The organism is Bacteroides sp. 41_26 (genome assembly GCF_949740115.1).
In the GTDB taxonomy this organism is placed as follows: Bacteria; Bacteroidota; Bacteroidia; order Bacteroidales; family Bacteroidaceae; genus Bacteroides; species Bacteroides nordii.
The window spans coordinates 31,069-52,274 of record NZ_CATJGZ010000043.1; the positions used below are offsets into that span (position 1 = coordinate 31,069).

The window sequence follows — 21,206 nt, forward strand, 5'->3', positions numbered from 1 at the left end:
AAGTGCCATGCGGCATAATAGCGCAGTCTCTTTCCTTCTCCCCTCTCCATTCTCCCTTCTCCCTTCCCTTTAACTCCATAAAGGAGTTAAAGGTTTTGTCCTCTGTGGTGAAATCACTATATTTGTCCCGAAAAACTTATATATACTATATATCTTATGATAAACTTGTTATTATTAGGCTTCCTGCCCAGTGGTTCCGAATGGATTATTATTGCACTCGTAATTCTGTTACTTTTTGGTGGAAAGAAGATACCTGAGCTGATGCGTGGTCTTGGTAAAGGTGTGAAAAGCTTCAAAGACGGTGTGAATGAAGCGAAAGATGAAATCAATAAAGCGAAGGACGAGATTGACGAACCGGCTAAAACAACGGACAAGGATAAGAAATAACCATGGCTGAAATGACTTTCTGGGACCATCTGGATGAACTGCGCCGGGTGTTGTTTCGTGTCATTGGAGTCTGGTTTGTGTTGGCGGTGGGATATTTCATCGCTATGCCTTATTTGTTTGACAGCGTAGTGCTGGCTCCTTGCCACAATGACTTCGTGTTCTATGATCTGTTGAGGTATATTGGCGAGAAGTTTGACCTGACGGATGACTTTTTTACGCAGGAATTTCAAGTAAAGCTGGTAAATATCAATTTGGCAGCTCCTTTCTTTATACATATGTCTACCGCCTTCTGGATGTCGGTAGTGACTGCTATGCCCTATATCTTCTTTGAAATATGGCGTTTTATCAATCCGGCCCTTTATCCCAAAGAGAGGCGTGGAGTGAGGAAAGCGCTTAGTATAGGTACAGTTATGTTTTTTCTAGGTGTATTGCTGGGATACTTTATGGTTTACCCGCTTACACTTCGTTTTCTTTCTACCTATCAGCTTAGTGCGGAGATCGAAAATGTAATCTCATTAAATTCTTATATAGACAATTTTATGATGCTGGTACTCTGTATGGGACTGGCATTTGAATTGCCTTTGGTCACATGGTTGCTATCACTGTTGGGGCTTGTCAATAAAACATTTCTCCGGAAATATCGTCGGCATGCAATTGTTGTGATTGTAATAGCTGCTGCCATCATTACTCCTACAGGTGATCCGTTTACATTAAGCGTTGTGGCTATTCCTCTCTATCTGCTTTATGAAATGAGTATCTTGATGATTAAGGACAAAAAGAGTGATTAGTGAGCAGTGATTAGTGATTAGTGCCATGCGGATCATAGCGCAGCTCACTAATCACTGCTCACTAATCACTAATTACTAATCACTGTTCACTATCTCCCCCATCCTTTTTACCTTTCGGAGTCTGGGATGCTCAAAGTTTTCTACAACTTCGTGCTGCCACATCACCTCAAACGGTACATGTACCGCGTATCCGCCAATGGCTAATACCGGCTGGATATCTGATTTTAGGGAGTTACCTATCATCATGAATTTTTCGGGGGTTACTTGCAGTGTATTTATTAACTTAGCATACTCTTTTTCAGTTTTGTCCGACATGATTTCTACATAATCGAAATAAGAAGCCAGCCCTGAACGTTGCAGTTTCCGTTGCTGGTCGAGCAGGTCTCCTTTGGTAGCTACTATTAACCGGTAGCGATTGCTTTGTTTTAATGTTCGGAGGGTTTCTTCTACTCCTGGCAATAATTCTATCGGCATATTGAGCAGCGACTTGCCCAAAGACAGGATCTCGTTTATTATTTCGGCTGATACTTTGTGATTACTGATACGTAGGGCAGTTTCTATCATCGACAGCGTAAATCCTTTTGCTCCATAGCCATAACTTTCCAGGTTATTCATTTCTGTTTTGAATAGTTCGGCAGAAATTTCTTTTGTGTCTTTGTATATACTTAATAAATTGGCAAATTTCCGTTCAATCTCCTGGAAGAAAGGTTCGTTGCTCCATAGTGTGTCGTCAGCGTCGAATGCTATAATCTCTATATCTTTCATCTTTTTTGTATGTTTATGGCAAAAGTACATAATAATCTTCTAAATTAGCAAGATTGGAAAAGATTCCTTTGATAAGTACGTCTATCTTTGCAGTGTGAAATAATCAAAGAATATGGAGCAAAGAACATCAACAACCGAAGAGTATCACAGATGTGTCAACATTGTGGTGGAGTACATTAACAATCATTTGGGTGAAGAGATTGACCTGGAAAAACTGGCCGAAATTTCCCATTTCTCACCCTATCATTTCCACCGTATTATGAAAGCGTTTTTGCATGAACCGTTAGGAGCATTTATTGTACGCACAAGGATCGAGACTGCAGCCCGGTTACTACGTTACAGTACAATGTCTGTGAGTGATATTGCTTATCAGATAGGTTATGGTTCTCCTTCTTCATTGTCGAAAATCTTTAAGCAGTTCTATGGTATTTCACCCAATGAGTATAGAAACAATAAAGACCACGTTATTATGAAACCATTAGAAATAAACCTGGCACTGGATGTGACAATGGAGGTACGCGAACAGCAACCGAAACAGGTAATTTATGTCCGATTGACAGGAGCGTATATGGCTTTGGCATATTGCGAAGCATGGAAGAAACTATATGCTTATGTGAGTGAAGAGAAAATAGATACCCGCTATATGGAATATATTTGTATCTACCATGATGATCCGAAGGTGACCGAGCCGAAGAATCTACGGACGGATGTCTGTTTTACTGTACCCTCACCTGTGCAGCCCAAAGGAGAGATCGGTGTGAAAGAGATTTCGGGAGGGAAGTACCTGGTATTTCGCTACAAAGGGCCTTATGCTAATTTGGGTGCTGTGTATGACACCATTTATGGGCATTGGATACCACAGGGTGGCTATACAGTCAGCAATTCACGTGGGTATGAATCCTATCTGAATAGTCCGGAATCGACTCCTCCGGAAGAGTTATTGACGGAAATATGTATACCGGTAGAATAGCCTATCCGAATGGATGATAAATGCCATCTGGCATACTTCTCTCTGCAGGAAGCATAAAAAGCCTCTTCTCTCGAAGGGGCTTTTCTTGTTTACTTGCCTAGATTGAAGCGAATTCAATATAGATTGAATTCTTGGTGGCAGTAAACGTTAAAGTGAAAAAAAGGGAAGTCTCACGACTTCCGCAATTCTTCTAACCTTAAATCTAAATCTCTATGAAAAAAACGTAGCGCAAATATAGCGGTTTGTTCGCTATTTAGGTGTTAATAAACCGCATAAAGAAAAAATAAAGGCTAATGATTGCAAACGTTATTTAAAACAAACTTGTTCATTTGCCAGTTTTATTAAGCTTAGGTAGATCGGGTTTAGTTTCAGTAGATTAGGAACTCCGGTGATAAACATTTGTTTTCGGGCACGGGTCATGGCTACGTTCAGTTTACGGTCTATTAATATTCCATTATCTTCTGTCAGATTTGAGAGGAATCTGAGCTGATAAGGGTAGTTAACGCAGAATGAATAAATAATAATATCCCGTTCACTTCCCTGAAACCGTTCTACGGTATCAATCAATATTTCATTGAGCGCAGGGATGTTCAGCCGGGCTATTTCTTGTTTGATAAGCGCTATCTGACTACGATAGGGGGTGATAATCCCCAAAGTACGTGTCGTATTAAAGTTTTCTGTTCCTTCTCTTTGATAGATTGTCAGAGCCAAACGGGCTGCAATACGTGCCTCGGAATGATTTATTTTGGCTGAAGCACCAGCAGGCTCCGGCTCAGAGGGATAAAAAGCAAGGCGGGTAATGGCTGGTGAATTTTCCTGTTGGTGAGGGAGTCCTACAGGGAGCAGACGTCCTTCGTAGAAAGTACGATTGGCAAAGAGAGCTACTTCCGGGTGCATACGTCCTTGCCGGCAGAGCATGTCGAAGGAGAATTGACAATTGACAGTGGACAGTTGACAGTTAGGCAGTTGACAGTTGACAATTGACAGTGGACAGTTGCTGCGCTGTTTGCATGCTGCATAGCCACTGTCCACTGTCCACTGTCCACTGTTCACTGTCAATTGTCCACTGTCCATTGTCAATTCTCTAACGGTTCGGTAAAGACGCTCAAAGAGAGAATCTTTGAGATTTGTCAACCCGATGGCACGTAACTGTTCGTTATGTACTTCTGACTGCTCTTCTCGTTGAAGAACTACGGCCGGCAGCTGCTTATGGTCTCCGATAAGGATGAATTTGCCAATGGCATCGTTGCCTGTTGTGCTACGTGCACAGAGGATGCCTAATAACTGTGGTTCAAGTATTTGAGTGGCTTCGTCAATAATGGCTACATCAAAAGTTTTTAGTCTGAACAATTCCGGTTTGCCGGAGATAGAGGCTACTGTACCTACGAATATCCGGCAACGGGTGATTCTCTCCACCACTTCAGAGCGGCGGCTGCAGAGGGCAAGTTCATTTTCTATCAGGTGGTTGCGATAGGCTTCGTCACAGGAGAGTTCACTACCAACACGGATAAAATCTACCTCAGGCTTTATAGAAGAGAGGGATTTACAGATTTCGTCTACGGCACGATTGGTATATGACAGGAGGAGAATTTGCGTATTTTCTTCCTGATAGAAAGTCTCCACCATTTTTTTTAGGGCACAAGAGGTTTTTCCCGTACCCGGAGGTCCTATCAGCAGAAAGTAATCCTGTGCTGCCTGTGCTTTAAGGGCAACACGGCTGAAGTCATCCGGTGCAGCAGAAATACGGGTGGAAAAAGTTTCATCGAAAGCGGGAAGGCGCTGGGCAAGCAGTAAATCTCTGCGCTTTTGGGTGGCCGATGCAAAAGCAGACAATCCCTGATACATGCTCCGGAAAGTAGTATCCATTGTGTCATGCTCAATGGCATACAGACTTTCATGAGGAAGAACGGAAGTGTTTTGCTGAGTAGCTCTCAGCCGGATGTGTATTTCATTTTCGGTGAGAGATTCTATGTTGGCTTTGAATACCATTTTGTTGGTGACGTTGTCTGTATCCGTGTTACGTTCATATAAAACGATGGCATCACCCTGGCGGAAATTAGGTAAGGCTTCTTCCCGAATGTCTCCTCTGGATAGGATAATACTCGCTTTGTGCTCATCGGCGGCATGGTTTTCTTTAATACGAAGGTTATATAGAATTTCTCCGGCCTCACATTTTTCTGCTAGTGTTGAAAGCCATAAAGCAGCAGCTCCTGTGCGGCCTTCATAATCTACATCACCCGATTTGGAGGTATATAGTTCTTTGGTGATGAAGTTGTAGATTGTGTAAAAATAGGCCTGTTCCAAAGAGGAGAGTGTAGCGAGGCGCTGGGCAAATATGTCAATGGAAGGACGAAGGAATTGTTCCCAGAAACGTCCCTGAAGTCCTCGTTCATTTAGTGTTTTGGCATTGATTGACTGTAACTTTTCGGCTGTATATTCCGGACTGTTACGCAACTGAATACCATATTCGTCGGCTACAATGCGATTACGCAAATCGATAACCCGGCGTACCATTGCCCATGACGGGCGGGCGGGATAAAGTAGCGGATAACGCGTATATAGCAGATAAGCTCTTACCCGGTGGTGATCCATTTTCATCGAATATTGGAGTACTGCCTGGTAGAGAAGCATCTGTACCTTATTATTTTCTTTGGGCTCTACCTTGTTACGGATACTGTATTCGTCACCTTTTCCGGATTTCATTTCGATGAATGATGACATATCCCGCTGCATGTAGTCCAGACGTCCCTGTAACCCCAATGCTTCGCAAATATAAGAAGGTTCCAGTACGGCATCTGTCTTATCCATTTCATAACCGGGGGCATGGAAAGTATCGGTTACTATCTCCCGGATATGTTCAAAATGTTTTTTGCAATCGTCAAAGAACTGCCGCTCTTTTTCCTTATCCTGTAAATCGGCACAAGCTGCCAGTTCGATAGGGTAACGGCGGAAAGCTTTCTGCATACACGAAAGATAGTCCACTTCTCCATCCGCATGGATCCATTCGTCCAGAAAGAGGTTGGCAATATTTCCCAGGAGTAGAGGACGGGCATTCTCTATAGGCTGCAAACGGGCCAGCAGATAGTTGGCAGGATGGTGCCCGTAGTCGCGAAAGCATTCTGCCAACGAGCTGATATCTATCAGATAATCCGGTTCAAGAACGATGAAAGAGGGAGTGAGTATTCCTTCCTTGTCGATGGCTACATCGAGCAGATTGATTTGTGCATGTCGCCAGAGAAGTTTACAGGTCTCTGCAAACTCTTCATTTATTTGTGGAATATTGTAGTGCACTCGCAGTGGCTCGTCCGCAATACTATCCAGCGGATTGACATACAAAAAGAATTCATCCGAATATTGAAAACAAACCCGCATTCTTTCTACTCGTTTGTGAGCCGGTGGAGCAACGATATAAGTAGCATCTGCTTTAGGAAGTAGCCGGTACAATGTTTCGGGGATATCAGTTCCGGAGAGTTTCTTCAAGAAAAAGGCAAGAGTTTTTACATCACGTAGTAGTTTCTCTCGTTTGGGTTCTTCTCTTCGGTTTAATACAGCATTTGAGGTGAGACGGAAGGTATGCAGACGGTTCTGTTCTACAACGGATAATTCGGTACGTGCTGCTACGAAACTAATCCGTGCAGATAGATCGGTCATTTGCAGACTTTCGTTTGGCATCTGGCTGCGACAAAGACGCTCGAGCAGGTCGCGCATTTGCTTATAAGCTACGCCAAGTTTGTCGTCCTGAGTACGACAAGCAGTAAGCAGGATGTCGAAAGACTCTGTGATTTCCTCTTTTTCCATGGGGCAAAGATAAGGAAAAAAAAGAGCTGCATCAACCATTCGTTGATACAGCTCTTTGCTATTTATAAATCTTGTGTGTGAAAGATTATTCCAGTACGATAGGTTTGTATTTCGGAACCAGTGCTTTCATTACAATCCAGCCAATGAGGTAAGCTACTGCACAAACGCAGAAGATAATGAAATAACCAGCTGGTTTACCCGAGAATCCCATAAATTCCATAGCCGGACGTACGAACTGTGCACCCTGGGCCAGTAAGTCAGGAGTCATTTCCACTTCATTTCCGTCTACTATTGTTGAACCGGAAGCATATACAAATAAGTTACCTGCTACTTTCTGAAGGATCATAGAACCGAAACCACCGGCCATACCACCGATACCGGTAATACTTGCAATAGCTGTTTTGGGGAACATATCACTTACGGTAGAGAAGATATTTGCCGACCAGGACTGGTGAGCAGCACCACCTATACCGATCATAATAACAGGAAGCCATGGAGAAATAGTACCCAGCGGTTGAGCCAGCAATACCACCAGCGGGAAGAATGCGAAAATCAGCATCGCTTTCATACGGGCTGCATACGGATTCATACCTGTTTTATTAATAAAGATAGTAGGAAGTTTACCTCCATAGATAGATAACATGGTGATTGCATACAGCGTGAAAATCAATCCCATCCCCAGACCGCTTGAAGTCTTAATGCCGAACTGTGTGAACAGATAAGAAGGAGTCCAGAAGAGGAAGAACCACCATACGCCGTCTGTCATAAACTTACCGAAAGCGAATGCCCAAGTCTGTTTGTAACTGAAACACTGCCAGAATTTCATCTTCTTTTCGTTCTTTTCCTCTACATAAGTGCCACCTACTTCGTGTTTGTCCTGTTCGATGTATTCCAACTCAGCTTTGTTCACGTGTTTGCTCTTTGCGGGAGGAGTATACATGAACACCCAGAAACCCATCCAGATGAAACCGAGGGCACCAATAACAATAAATGCCATTTCCCAACCCCAGAATTTGGCAAGAACAGGAATGGTTAACGGAGCAATCAACGCACCGATAGAAGCACCGGCGTTAAAGATAGAAGTTGCATAAGCGCGGTCCTTCTTAGGGAAGTATTCAGCTGTTACTTTAATAGCTGCCGGGAAGTTACCGGCTTCACCGAGTGCTAATACGCAGCGGGCAGCCAGGAAGCAATACATACTGACAGTAGCAATAGTAACTACAACAGTACCTGTTGCAGCAGCCAGTTCTGCAGCACTGTGAAGACCCACTACATGCTCAGTTACTATACCGCAGACTGCATGAAGACATGCACCTAGTGACCATACACCGATAGCCCAAAGGAAACCTTTCTTTGTTCCCATCCAATCAACGAAACGTCCTGCAAACAACATGCAGATTGCATATACAATGGAAAATACAGAGGTAATAGTACCGTAATGTGATTCGTCCCAGTGGAATTCAGGTTTGATAAATTCATCCCACGTCAGCGATAGCACCTGACGGTCGAGGTAGTTAACTGTTGTCGCGAAAAATAACATAGCGCAGATGGTCCATCTGTAGTTTGTCATTTTACCCATCGCATTTTGAATTGTACTCATGATAAATGATTTAAAATTATTAGTTCTGATTCTGGGGTCAAAAATACACATTATTTGATGTAAATCAACATATTTATTGTCTCTTTTGCTGTAAATTTTGTCTGAATACTACCAAAATTGTCCAAAAACGCTAAAAAACTACGTTATCGCACACGAATTTAATGTTTGCGCGCACGAAAACTTATAAATACACTATTTGAATCGAAATCTACACACCGTATAAAAAAAGACTCGCTATCTTTGTCCCATTCAAGGAATAAATCTAATTACCGATAACCAAAATGAGAATGAAGAAGAATTCGATTTGTAAAATTTTTGTCCTGGGAACTTTGCTCTGTTCTGTTTCTCTGTCTGCTCAGAAAGTAAGTGATAAACTGCCTTGGTCCGTTCGAATGACGGAGTCGGAGATGATTCGTTGTCCCGAATCTTGGCAACTCGATTTTCAGCCTAAACTGAAATGGGACTACTGTCATGGACTGGAGCTTCAGGCAATGCTTGATGTATATGATACATATGGTGATAAAAAAATAGTTGATTATGCACTGGCATATGCTGATACGATGATTCATAATGATGGTAGCATTGTTACTTATAAATTGCAAGAATACAATATTGACCGTCTGAATTCCGGGAAATTCCTTTTCCGTATTTATGAAGAGTCTAAAGATGAGAAGTATAAGAAAGCAATTGATTTGTTGCGTAGTCAGCTTGACACGCATCCACGCAATGAGGATGGTGGTTTCTGGCATAAAAAGATTTATCCCAATCAGATGTGGCTTGATGGTATCTACATGGCTTCTCCTTTTTACGCAGAATATGCTTTTCGCAACAATCAGGTGAAGGATTATGCAGATGTAGTGAATCAGTTTATTACTGTAGCCCGTCACACTTATGATCCGCAGAATGGGTTGTATCGCCATGCTTGTGATGTGAGTCGCAAAGAACGTTGGGCCGATCCCGTAACAGGACAATCTAAACATAGCTGGGGACGTGCTATGGGATGGTATGCGATGGCTTTTGTAGACGCACTCGACTTTATTCCGAAACATGAAGCAGGACGTGATTCAATGCTTGTTATCCTTAATAATATAGCAACTCAGGTGAAACGAATTCAGGATCCGAAAACCGGATTGTGGTATCAGGTGCTCGACAAGAGTGGCGAGAAAGGAAATTATCTTGAATCTTCCTGCTCAACTATGTTTGTATATGCTTTATTTAAAGCGGTACGTATGGGATATATTGATCAGTCTTATTTGGATGTGGCATTGAAGGGGTATAAAGGTATTCTGGATAACTTTATTGAAGTAGACAATGACGGTTTGGTGACTATAACGAAAGCTTGTGCCGTTGCCGGACTGGGTGGAAAGAACTATCGTTCGGGAGATTATGATTATTATATTAATGAGACGATTCGTGATAATGACCCGAAAGCTGTAGGGCCATTCATTATGGCGAGTCTTGAGTATGAACGTTTGCAGAAGAAACAATGAGAAGGTTAGTGAGAATAAGTCTGTTGCTGCTGTTGGCTTGTATCGGAACGGTACAAGCACAGCAGAAACAAGATACGATTGTAGTGGCACGTGATGGTACCGGAGAATATCGTACTATTCAGGAGGCGGTGGAGGCTGTTCGTGCTTTTATGGATTACACCGTTACTATATATATAAAGGATGGGGTTTATAAAGAAAAGCTGGTTATTCCTTCGTGGGTTAAGAATGTACAACTGGTGGGTGAGAGTACCGAGGGTACTATTATTACATATGATGATCATGCCAATATTAATAAGATGGGTACTTTTCGCACTTATACTATTAAGGTAGAAGGGAACGATATAACTTTCAAGAACCTGACCATCGAGAATAATGCGGCTCCGCTTGGGCAGGCGGTAGCGCTGCATACAGAAGGTGACAGGTTAATGTTTATCCATTGTCGTTTTCTGGGGAATCAGGATACGATATATACCGGTAGAGAAGGGGCGCGTTTACTGTTTACCAGTTGTTATATAGAAGGGACTACCGATTTTATTTTTGGTCCTGCTACTGCTCTCTTTGAGCGTTGTACTATTCATAGTAAACGAAACTCTTATATAACAGCAGCTTCTACTCCTGAAAATGTGGCATTCGGTTATGTGTTCAAAAGCTGTAAACTGACGGCTGCTCCCGGAGTAACTAAAGTGTATTTGGGGCGTCCCTGGCGTCCATATGCATCTACTACTTTTCTCAATTGTGAGTTTGGAAGTCATATCCGTCCTGAGGGTTGGGATAATTGGCGAAATGAAGCAAATGAAAAAACAGCCCGTTATGCCGAGTTTGGAAATACAGGTGAAGGTGCTGTAACTACCGGGAGGGTGAAGTGGGCACAACAATTGACTCCTAAAGAAGCTTTGCGTTATACTATTGAGAATATTTTCACGGATAGTAGCAATTGGTATCCGTATAAATAGTTGAAAGAACACAATATTTCCACATAATTAATCAGTTTCTACACAACATAGAATGATATCTCCCATAGATTTGTATCCGATGGTGGTATGAGAATCCATTGTTACCTTTTTGATAACTATAAGAAACATAGAAAACAGATTCTTACTCTTATACCCATACAATTCCGTATTGGTGGAAAATCAAAAAATGGTAATTATAGAATAAAAGAGAAGTCTCCCCTCCGCAGTAAAGTCGTGATGACTTACGGGGATGATGTTCTTTGCAGAAGAGGGTGTACCAGTTTCCCTGTGCACCCTCTATTTCTTTTTATTTTAAGAAGTCTGCCCGCATTGGACTGAAGCAGTCAATCAGTATTCCGGCTTCCAGACAAACGCATCCGTGTTCTGCATCAGGTTCAATATAAACACCGTCTCCGGTTTCTACTATCTGTTTTTCACCATTTACGGTGAATTCAAATTTACCACTTGCCACGTATGTAGTCTGAGTATGATAGTGAGTATGCGGTGTTCCTATAGCTCCCGTTTCAAACTTTACCTTTACCAGCATTACTTGTCCGTCGTATCCCATAATTTGGCGAACAACCCCTTCGCCTGCCGGTTCCCATACTTTTTCCTTTTCTAAAATGAATGTTTTACTTCTTGTTTTCATACTTCAAATTTTAAAAACCTGTCCAAATATACAATTATTCCACCTAAAACAACGGTTTTTATACGCCATTCAATTAAAAACTCTGTAAGTTTGCACAACAATATAAATAAGTTCGACAAAAATGAAAAAGAAACTGGTAGCTCTATTGAGTTTATTTTTTCTTCTATCTGCCTTCAGAGCAGATAAACCAGTGCTTACCATATTTATGATAGGCGACTCTACAATGGCTAACAAAAATATCACAGGTGGTAATCCGGAACGTGGGTGGGGGATGATGTTACCCGGATTCTTCAGTCAAGAAGTACGTATTGACAATCATGCGGTAAACGGACGCAGTTCTAAAAGCTTTATTGATGAAGGGCGTTGGGACAAAGTGATTTCCCAGGTGAATAAAGGCGATTATGTTATTATTCAGTTCGGACATAACGATGAAAAGCCCAAAGAGGATCGGCACACTGTACCAGGAACAACTTTTGACGCTAATCTGCGCCGTTTTGTAAATGAAACTCGGGCTAAAGGAGGAATACCCATCCTTTGCAATGCAATTGTACGCCGTAATTTTGTCCGTCCGTTGGATGAAAGTATAGCCAAGGATACACGTCACGATGCCGGAGAAACAGAACCGGTTCAGGAAGGTGATACTTTATTTGATACACATGGTGCCTATCTTGAGTCTCCCCGCAATGTGGCAAAAGAGTTGAGAGTGCCTTTCATTGACATGAATAAGATTACTCATGATCTGGTGCAGGGATTGGGACCGGTAGAATCTAAAAAACTATTCATGTGGGTATCTCCCGATAAAGTACCGGCTTTCCCGAAAGGACGTGAAGATAATACGCATCTCAATGTATATGGGGGACGTGTAGTAGCCGGTTTGGCGGTAGATGCCATTGCAAAAGTAGTTCCTGAACTGGCAAAGTATGTCCGTCATTACAATTATGTGGTGGCGCAGGATGGCAGTGGTGATTTCTTCACTATCCAGGAGGCTATAGATGCAGTGCCTGATTTCCGTAAGGATGTGCGTACTACTATTCTTGTTCGCAAAGGTATATACAAAGAAAAGGTCGTAGTACCCGAGAGTAAGATTAATATTTCACTGATAGGACAGGAAGGTGCTGTGATTTCTTATGATGATTATGCCAATAAGAAGAATGTTTTCGGAGAGACCAAAGGAACTTCCGGATCATCTACCTGCTATATTTATGCTCCTGATTTTTATGCAGAGAACATCACCTTTGAAAATACTGCCGGACCTGTTGGGCAAGCCGTAGCTTGTTTTGTTTCTGCTGATCGGATCTTTTTTAAAAACTGCCGGTTTCTTGGTTTCCAGGATACCCTTTATACATACGGAAAAAACAGTCGTCAGTATTATGAAGACTGTTATATAGAAGGTTCTGTCGATTTCATATTTGGCTGGTCTACTGCTGTCTTCAATCGTTGCCATATTCATAGCAAGAGAGATGGGTATGTTACAGCCCCTTCTACGGAGGCAGGAAAGAAGTATGGCTATGTGTTCTATGACTGTACGCTCACTGCCGATGATGGTGTGAAAGGTGTTTATCTTTCCCGTCCATGGCGTCCCTATGCACAGGCAGTATTTATTCGTTGCAATTTAGGTAAACACATACAACCTGCCGGATGGCATAACTGGGGGAAAAAGGATGCAGAGAAAACGGTATTCTATGCCGAATATGAGAGCTTTGGAGAGGGCGCCAATCCAAAGGCTCGTGCCACTTTCTCCCATCAGCTTAAAAAACTGAAAGGATACCAGATAGAAGAAATCTTAGTTGGAGAAGATGGATGGAATCCGGTAAAGAATGGAAATGCGTTGGTAAAAGTAGTGCGATAATAAAAGTAAATGCGAATGTTGAAACGAATCTGCTTTTGCTTATTGATCTTTGTTTCATTAGCAAGTACGGCACAAGAGGTGTCTTCTTATGAAATAGAGAAAGAGTATCCTGTTTTCCTCGATCAGATAAAACAGGAGCTTACCTATCCTATGGCTTGGGGAAATAGTCCGTTGAAGGATTTTTCCATTTGGCGGAAAACCGCTCGTGCTACTGTATTGGATGCCATGTTGACTCCACCTCCTGTTGCCAGCGAATATAATATGGAGGTAGTGTCTATAGAGTATCGTTCCGGATATGAAGCCCGTAAGATTTGTTTCAATCTTTCTGCCTATTCTCGTGTACCTGCCTATTTATTGGTACCTGAGGGGGAAGGACCTTTTCCTGCCATTGTATTACTCCACGACCACGGAGCGCATTTCTCCATTGGAAAAGAGAAAATGATTCGTCCTTTCGGTGTCGATTCTCTTGTGTTGTCGGACGCTGACAAATGGGTACATCAATGTTATGATGATCAGTATGTAGGTGATTACCTGGCTTCCAAAGGCTATGTGGTGATTTCCATTGATGCCCTTTTCTGGGGAGAACGCGGGCGCAAGGAAGGCGTACGTTATGAAAGTCAGCAGGCATTGGCTTGTAGCTTTGAGATGTTGGGGCGTAGCTGGAGTGGATTTATTTCTTATGAAGATATCTATACCACAGATTTTCTGGCTTCTTTGGGAGAAGTAGATGCCAATCGAATCGGTTGTATGGGATTCTCGATGGGTGCCTATCGATCCTGGATGCTTTCGGCTCTGTCTGATAAAATAAAAGCTGGAGCGGCTGTTTGTTGGCTTACTACGACGGAGTATCAACTTTCTCCTGACTATGGGCGTGGTAAAGGAGATTCCAATTATGCCAATGTACTTCCCGGATTAAGGCGTTATCTGGATTATCCTCACATTGCTTCTATAGCCTGTCCCAAAGCGATGCTTTTTTTTAACGGACGGAAGGATAAACTCTTCCCGGTTCCGGCTGTAGAAGATGCTTATGCACAGTTGCACCGGGTCTGGAAGAACCAGTCAGCCGATGATAAACTGATTACCAGACTATGGGATTTACCTCACTTCTGTAGTAAAGAGATGCAGGAGGAGATACTGGCATTCTTTAATAAGCAACTTACAAATTAAATTCCTGCTTAGATTTTAATCAGTCTTCTATTAAATAGTGTTATTGTTTTAGATGTACATGTAAAACAAGACTGCACACCGGGAAAGGAAACGTTACTTTCTGAGAAAGACAAAGTACAACACCGGACAATCTATGGCACACTGATAATAACCTTTGGACCTTAGCCAGTATAAAATAAACCCTAAACTAACAAACTTTAGCTTGTAGCTTACCACATTATCTATTCCTTTTCATGCTAATACCTTGTTAAAAAGGATACAAAAACACAGTGAAATTCGGTTTAATTTGTATCTTTACAGCATGGAAGTTTATAAAATGATGAGAAGAATCTTATTTCTGATAGCATTTTTGAGTATCGCGCTGGCGACTGATGCCCAGCGTAGCTGTTTCTTCACCCATTATTCTTCGGAGGACGGTCTGTCTCAGAACACTGTAATGAGCATTTTACAAGATCATAAAGGGAATCTCTGGTTTTCTACCTGGGATGGAATAAACCGCTTTAATGGATACTCTTTTAAGACTTATAAAGCACGCCAGGGAAGTTTTATCAGCCTGACTAACAATCGTGTCGACCGAATGTACGAAGACCCCAGCGGTTTTTTGTGGTTGCTGACTTATGATAACCGTGCTCATCGTTTTGATCCGCGTACGGAGACTTTCGAACAAGTGCCTGCTGCCGGCCAACCGGGTAGTACTTCCAATGTAAATACCATCACTGTACTTCCTTGCGGGACCGTTTGGTTGCTTACCGAGAATGATGGTGCCATCCGTGTGACTACTCCTGCTGGGACAAACCATCTCTCTACTGACATTTATTCGGCAAAATCCGGTCTTTTCCCTGCTACAAAAGTTTTTAAAGTATATCAGGATGCTAACAATAATGAATGGATACTGACGGATAATGGTTTAGGGCTAATTCGTCCGGGAGAGAAAAATCCGGTTTCCTATTTTGTAGAGACTAAAGAACGGTTTTCTGATCCCAAACAGGCATTCTATGCTGTACAGGAGGATGATGCGGAGATTTGTTTTGGTTCGGATAGGGGGCGCGTGTGGCGTTACCAGAAAAAGAACGGTCAGTTTGAGTTACTTGAACTTCCTACTCGTTCGCGTATTGCTGCTATCAGTGCGGTAGGAGGAGATAAGGTCGTTATAGCCACTTCTACTGATGGTTTCTTTACCTACAATTTGAAAACCAAAGAACACATACATTATTCCCATATTACTTGTCGTAATTTGCCTTCCGCACCTATTATTTCGGCTTATGTAGATAAATCTTCCGAAGTATGGTTTGAGCAGGAAGAACCCGGAGTAGTAGTTCATTTCAATCCGACTACCGGGATCTTAAAACGGGAGCAGATGCGTGTAGAGCCTACTGCTGCCGACCGTTCGCGCCCTTCTTTTCATATTCACGAAGATACTAACGGATACCTTTGGGTGCATCCCTATGGTGGAGGCTTCTCTTTTTACGACCGTAAGGAACAGAGCCTTGTGCCTTTTTATGATGAGTTAGGAAGTAGTGACTGGCGTTTCTCCAATAAAATTCACTCTACTTTTTCGGACAAGCAGGGCAATTTGTGGATTTGTACTCATTCAAAGGGATTGGAAAAGGTTACTTTTCGTTCAGTTCAGTTTAGTATGCTGACTCCCGAAGAGCATAGTTATGAATCATTAAGCAATGAAGTACGTGCACTATGTGAGGATAAGCATAAAAATATATGGGTTGGATTGAAAGATGGGCGTCTTCGAGTGTATGATGAAAACCATAAATATATGGGTTTCCTGACCGAAGCAGGTAATGTTTCACTTTCCGGTGTACCAATGAAAGGTACGGTCTATGATATAACTCAGGATTCGAAAGGAATACTCTGGATTGCTACAAAGGGTGATGGATTGGTACGTGCCGAGCCGGTTGCACCCAATGGATTATCTTACAAATTATCCCGTTATCAGTATGATGAAGATGATATGTATAGTCTGAGTAATGATAATGTGTATTGCGTTTACGAGGACCATAACGGGAGAATCTGGGTAGCAACCTTTGCCAACGGAATTAACTATATATCAAAAGATAAAGCCGGCAATACTATTTTTGTCAATCACCGTAATAACCTGAAAGGATATCCGATTGACCTTTGCTATAAAACCCGTTTCATTACATCGGACAACAATGGGTATCTCTGGGTGGGAACCACAGCCGGGGCAGTTGCCTTTGATGAGAATTTTAAAACTCCCGAAGAGATTCAGTTCCATCACTTCTCTCGTAATCCGAATGACGCAAAGAGCTTGAGTAATAATGATGTGCACTGGATTATTGCCACAAAGAAGAAGGAGCTTTACCTTGCTACTTTTGGAGGAGGTCTCAATAAACTTCTTTCTATTGATAAAGATGGAAACGGAGTGTTCAAATCTTATTCCGTACTTGATGGGCTACCTTCTGATGTGTTGCTTTCCATTCGTGAGGATAAGAAGCAGAATTTATGGATGAGTACAGAGAATGGAATCAGTAAATTCATTCCCGGTGAAGAGCGTTTTGAGAATTATGACGACCGTAGTATTACTTTCCGTGTACGTTTCAGTGAAGCAGCTTCAGCAGTAACTTCCACGGGGGATATGCTTTTTGGTGCCAGTAATGGTATTTTCATGTTCGCTCCCGATTCTATCAATAAGAGTAGCTTTGTACCTCCTATTGTATTATCTAAGTTGGTGATAGCCAATCAGGACATTGTTCCGGGCGAAGGATCAGTATTGAAGGTAGGCTTGGACGATACCAAAGAACTGGTACTTTCTCATAAAGAAAATATTTTTGCCATTCAGTATGCAGCACTCGATTATACGAATCCGCAGAATATTCAGTATGCCTATATTCTTGAAGGTTTTGAAAATCAGTGGACGTATGCCGACCGGCTACGCAATGCCACCTATACTAACTTGCCGAAGGGACACTATACATTTAAAGTACGTTCTACCAATAGTGACGGTGTGTGGGTGGACAATACCCGGTTTCTCGACATCGTAGTACTGCCGTCATTCTGGGAAACCCCACTGGCCTATTTCCTTTATGTATTGTTTATTCTGCTTGTGATCTTTGTGGCTGTTTATATCCTCTTTACCATTTATCGGTTGAAGCATGAAGTGTCTGTAGAACAGCAGGTTTCGGATATTAAGCTGCGTTTCTTTACCAATATATCTCACGAACTTCGTACTCCGCTGACACTTATTGCCGGCCCTGTAGAGTATGTATTGAAGAATTCTAAATTACCGGAAGATGCCCGCGAACAGTTGGTAGTTGTAGAGCGTAACACGAATCGTATGCTTCACCTGGTTAATCAGATTCTTGACTTCCGGAAGATTCAGAATAAGAAGATGAAGATGCAGGTACAGCGTGTCAATATAGTAGCTTTCGTACGTAAGGTGATGGATAATTTTGAATCACTGGCCGAGGAGCACAACATTGATTTCCTGTTTGAAACAGAAAAGGATGAACTTTACCTTTGGGTAGATGAAGATAAATTGGAGAAGATCGTCTTTAACCTGCTTTCCAATGCTTTTAAATACACACCGGGCGGAAAATTGATCCGTGTGTTTATTCATGAAGATGAAGGAACTGTTTCTGTAGGGGTACAGGATCAGGGCATTGGTATTGCCGAGAGTAAGAAGAAATCTCTCTTTGTTCGTTTTGAAAACCTGGTAGATAAAAATCTGTTCAATCAGGCAAGTACCGGCATCGGCCTTTCATTAGTGAAAGAGTTGGTAGAGATGCATAAAGCTGTTATTTCTGTTGATAGCAAACTGGGTGAAGGTAGTTGTTTCAAGGTAGATTTCCTCAAAGGAAAGGAACATTATGACGAAACGGTTGAATTTATTCTCGAAGATGCTGTTACTACTACATCCATGACTATTCCTGTCCCTGTGATGGATGCAACGGCTTCCGTTATTCCGATTGTAAATCCGGAAACCGGGATGCAGGATGAAGAGCCGGAGGAAAGCTCCAATAAGGAAGTAATGTTGCTGGTAGAAGATAATCAGGAGCTGCGTGCATTCCTGCGTACTATTTTCTCCTCAATGTATCGGGTGGTAGAAGCTGCAGATGGCATGGAGGGTTGGAGTAAAGCACTCAAGTTTGTGCCGGATATTATTATCAGCGATGTTATGATGCCCGAGAAAGACGGTATCGAAATGACTAAAGAATTGCGTGCCGATATGACTACCAGTCACATTCCTATTGTTTTGCTGACGGCTAAGACTTCTATCGAAAGTAAGTTGGAAGGGTTGGAGTATGGTGCAGACGATTATATAACGAAGCCTTTCAGTGCTACTTATCTGAAGGCACGTGTTGAGAATCTGCTTTCCCAGCGTCGGAAACTGCAAAGTCTTTATAGAGACAATCTGATGAATAATACGCATGTTTCTTCTTTATCAACCTCAGAAGAAGCTGCTACGGAGGAAGAAAAGCTTCCGGATATGTCTCCCAACGACCGTAAGTTTATGGATAAACTGGTTGAACTTATGGAAGCAAATATGGATAATGGTGATCTGGTGGTGGATGATCTGGTGCGAGAAGTTGCAGTCAGCCGTTCTGTTTTCTTCAAAAAACTGAAGACATTGACGGGCCTGGCTCCGATTGAGTTTATAAAAGAGATGCGTATCAACCGTGCCGCCCAATTGATAGAAACAGGTGAGTTCAATATGACGCAGATTTCCTATATGGTAGGTATTAATGATCCGCGCTATTTCAGTAAATGCTTTAAGTCTAAACTTGGTATGACACCAACCGAGTATAGAGACAATCTTGGGAAAAAGTATAATTAATTGTTAGGCGGATAATGAAAAGGGGACTTTTATTATTGAGCTTTTTTCTGTTATGCCATTGGGGTATGGCACAGACCAATAATATCTGGAAGCCTTTTCAGGTTAAAGCCAGCGAAAATAGCATTGAACTTCAAGGTAATGGATATAAAATAGAGACCAGAAGTCTTGATATTCAGAATTCTAAAGATAGAAAAGTAAAAGAAAAATATTCGTGGGAATTGGCCAGTTCATTACTTGGATGCTATACGAAGAAACGGGTCAGTATATCCCAAGACGGAATGTTTTCTGTGTATTCCTGGAATTATCAACCTTATATAGACAGCATTCCGAATCTACGTACAGTATATGTGTACTTGGTGGCTGAGAATTTACTTTCTGCCATTTCCTTCTCCAAGCACGGAGAGGTAGATTCCTTATTTCAGAGACGTTTGGTTGACGAGATTTGTACTAACGGCATACCTCAATCTGTTTTTATGCCTGCTGGTAATGACACAATTTGTTTTTTGGGACAGAAAATAGAGAACCCCCGAATCTCTGATGATAAAGGACGAAAAATTATGTTTGCCTATACTCTTGGGCTGAAGTCTTTTAGGAATAATTATCGTAAGCTGGCAGGTAACTATGAATCTTTGAATTGTTCCTGGGATTCTTATTTCTCGGATGAGGAAGCTGAGAAGGCAAGACAAGATCTGATACTTAATTATAAAAAGGGATATAAAACCGTTTTATTTGAAGGGAAGGATACAATCATATTCAGAGGTGAGGAAATGCTTGCAGACAGGATTGTGTGGCAACTTCCTACGTATTATTATGATAAATATAGAATAAGAACGAATTATTTTGTAAAGGCGGAGATAACAGGCATGCCCACTCTTATTAATCTGGAGTTCGCTACGGACAGTATTAGCAATGAAATACCACTGCCCGTTTTTATCGAAGAGAATATTTTTCAATTGAAACACATACCTCATACTCCACCTATTGTTGAAGACAGTATCCCCGTCTCAGATACCATTTTTATAGCTAAAAAAAACAGACTGCCTATATGGACCTATTATCATAAGAATACACGCATTACAGGTCTTTCACTTGGTATTGGAGAAATTGATGGTTTGAGAAACGTTACAACCAATGGTATAAAGTTGGATGTGATAGGTTCGTCTCTTACTTTGGCTTTAATGCCTCCATTTCTTCTTATGCCTCCTTCTTTGATGATGGAAAGCAGGAGGCATCGGACGGAGGAGGATGTAGCAATACTATATAAAAATCGTTTTAGTACTACCAATGGGATTTCTTTTTCGATAGCAGGTTCTCTTTTGGACAGTCATATTGTCAACGGCCTGGGTTTTGGTGGGTTAGTAACAACTAATTATCGTACCAATGGGATATCTATTGCAGGACTTAGTAATGGAACGTTTTATAGTAATGGATTACAGGTAGGTGGTTGCTGGACGTATACTCATAAACTGACTGGGTTGCAAATTGGTGTTTTGGGGAATTCGGGAATGAAAGTGCGAGGTGTACAGATTGGTATGTTTAACTTTGCAACGGATCATGTTCATGGTCTCCAGATAGGTTTGTTCAACAGTGCAAAGAGGCTAAAGGGATTGCAAATAGGGCTTTGGAATAAGAGTGACAGACGTAGTTTCCCTCTTTTTAATTGGGGTTTTTAATTTATAGAGAATCATTTAGTGTTTATAAAAACTTGTCAGAAAGATATTTCTTACTACGATAAAAGAGGTCGTTTGTTTTTGGTATCTTATCTTCTACAGAAAAGGGTATAAAAGGGATACTCTTTAAATAAAAAAAAACATAAGGCAACTAATTCATTGCGAGTTAGTTGCCTTTTTTCGTCTTTAATCAGGGGTATTCAGTAAATGTCCCTGTTTATTGGTGATCAGGGAAGAAGAAAATCTTATCCGTTGTCATTCGTTCGGTTTGCCTTATCCGTGTGCCATAGAAAACACAAAGCTATTTAGC

At 41.7% G+C, this 21,206-nt stretch carries 12 protein-coding genes and 2 pseudogenes; 9 read left to right on the forward strand and 5 right to left on the reverse strand.

What is annotated here, in order from left to right:
- Nucleotides 1-156 precede the first annotated feature (156 nt).
- Both QX565_RS01830 and tatC read left to right on the forward strand, forming a co-directional pair.
- Nucleotides 157-387 carry a Sec-independent protein translocase subunit TatA/TatB gene (locus tag QX565_RS01830; RefSeq protein WP_002559342.1) on the forward strand — a complete coding sequence of 77 codons (231 nt, stop codon included), beginning with the start codon at nt 157-159 and terminating at the stop codon, nt 385-387.
- A gap of 2 nt (nt 388-389) precedes the next feature.
- A complete protein-coding gene (tatC, locus tag QX565_RS01835) occupies nt 390-1,175 on the forward strand; it encodes a twin-arginine translocase subunit TatC (protein ID WP_195349371.1) in 786 nt (261 codons plus the stop codon).
- A gap of 75 nt (nt 1,176-1,250) precedes the next feature.
- Here the strand turns inward: tatC and QX565_RS01840 are convergent, their stop codons facing one another.
- Nucleotides 1,251-1,940, reverse strand: a complete 690-nt coding sequence (locus QX565_RS01840) for an HAD family hydrolase (protein WP_289290942.1) — start codon at nt 1,938-1,940, stop codon at nt 1,251-1,253.
- A gap of 112 nt (nt 1,941-2,052) precedes the next feature.
- Between QX565_RS01840 and QX565_RS01845 the strand changes: the two genes are divergently transcribed.
- Nucleotides 2,053-2,910, forward strand: a complete 858-nt coding sequence (locus QX565_RS01845) for an AraC family transcriptional regulator (protein WP_221649245.1) — start codon at nt 2,053-2,055, stop codon at nt 2,908-2,910.
- 306 nt (nt 2,911-3,216) lie between these two features.
- Here QX565_RS01845 and QX565_RS20625 read toward each other — a convergent pair.
- The 3 genes and pseudogenes from QX565_RS20625 to QX565_RS01855 form a co-directional block, all read right to left on the reverse strand.
- A pseudogene (locus QX565_RS20625) lies at nt 3,217-3,837 on the reverse strand (DEAD/DEAH box helicase); the annotation flags it as partial.
- A 162-nt stretch (nt 3,838-3,999) separates the two neighbouring features.
- Nucleotides 4,000-6,708, reverse strand: a pseudogene (locus QX565_RS01850) (AAA domain-containing protein); the annotation flags it as partial.
- 85 nt (nt 6,709-6,793) lie between these two features.
- Nucleotides 6,794-8,308 (reverse strand): MFS transporter, encoded by a 1,515-nt coding sequence (locus QX565_RS01855; protein ID WP_221649247.1) that lies wholly within the window; start codon nt 8,306-8,308, stop codon nt 6,794-6,796.
- Nucleotides 8,309-8,595: 287 nt separating this feature from the next.
- On the opposite strand from QX565_RS01855, the gene QX565_RS01860 reads away from it, so the two are divergent.
- Both QX565_RS01860 and QX565_RS01865 read left to right on the forward strand, forming a co-directional pair.
- Nucleotides 8,596-9,798: a glycoside hydrolase family 88/105 protein gene (locus QX565_RS01860; RefSeq protein ID WP_289290949.1), complete on the forward strand. Its 1,203-nt coding sequence runs from the start codon at nt 8,596-8,598 to the stop codon at nt 9,796-9,798.
- The gene (locus tag QX565_RS01865) at nt 9,795-10,751 is read left to right on the forward strand and encodes a pectinesterase family protein (protein WP_289290951.1); all 957 of its coding nucleotides are present in this window, start codon (nt 9,795-9,797) and stop codon (nt 10,749-10,751) included. The genes QX565_RS01860 and QX565_RS01865 overlap by 4 nt, the downstream gene beginning before the upstream one ends.
- Nucleotides 10,752-11,058: 307 nt before the next feature.
- On the opposite strand, the gene QX565_RS01870 is transcribed toward QX565_RS01865, so the two are convergent.
- The gene (locus tag QX565_RS01870) at nt 11,059-11,400 is read right to left on the reverse strand and encodes a cupin domain-containing protein (RefSeq protein WP_221649250.1); all 342 of its coding nucleotides are present in this window, start codon (nt 11,398-11,400) and stop codon (nt 11,059-11,061) included.
- A gap of 121 nt (nt 11,401-11,521) precedes the next feature.
- Here QX565_RS01870 and QX565_RS01875 point away from each other — a divergent pair, with 121 nt between their 5' ends.
- The 4 genes from QX565_RS01875 (at nt 11,522) to QX565_RS01890 (ending at nt 20,899) form a co-directional block, all read left to right on the forward strand.
- Nucleotides 11,522-13,249 carry a pectinesterase family protein gene (locus QX565_RS01875; protein WP_289290952.1) on the forward strand — a complete coding sequence of 576 codons (1,728 nt, stop codon included), beginning with the start codon at nt 11,522-11,524 and terminating at the stop codon, nt 13,247-13,249.
- Between the two features lie 15 nt (nt 13,250-13,264).
- Entirely contained in the window at nt 13,265-14,416 is a 1,152-nt protein-coding gene (locus QX565_RS01880) for a dienelactone hydrolase family protein (RefSeq protein WP_221649252.1), read from the forward strand.
- A 319-nt stretch (nt 14,417-14,735) separates the two neighbouring features.
- Complete coding sequence (locus QX565_RS01885; protein ID WP_414429670.1) at nt 14,736-19,226, forward strand: hybrid sensor histidine kinase/response regulator transcription factor; 4,491 nt, start codon at nt 14,736-14,738, stop codon at nt 19,224-19,226.
- 14 nt (nt 19,227-19,240) lie between these two features.
- On the forward strand, nt 19,241-20,899 hold the full coding sequence (locus QX565_RS01890) for an LA_2272 family surface repeat-containing protein (protein ID WP_289290956.1): 1,659 nt from the start codon (nt 19,241-19,243) through the stop codon (nt 20,897-20,899).
- Nucleotides 20,900-21,206: the final 307 nt, after the last annotated feature.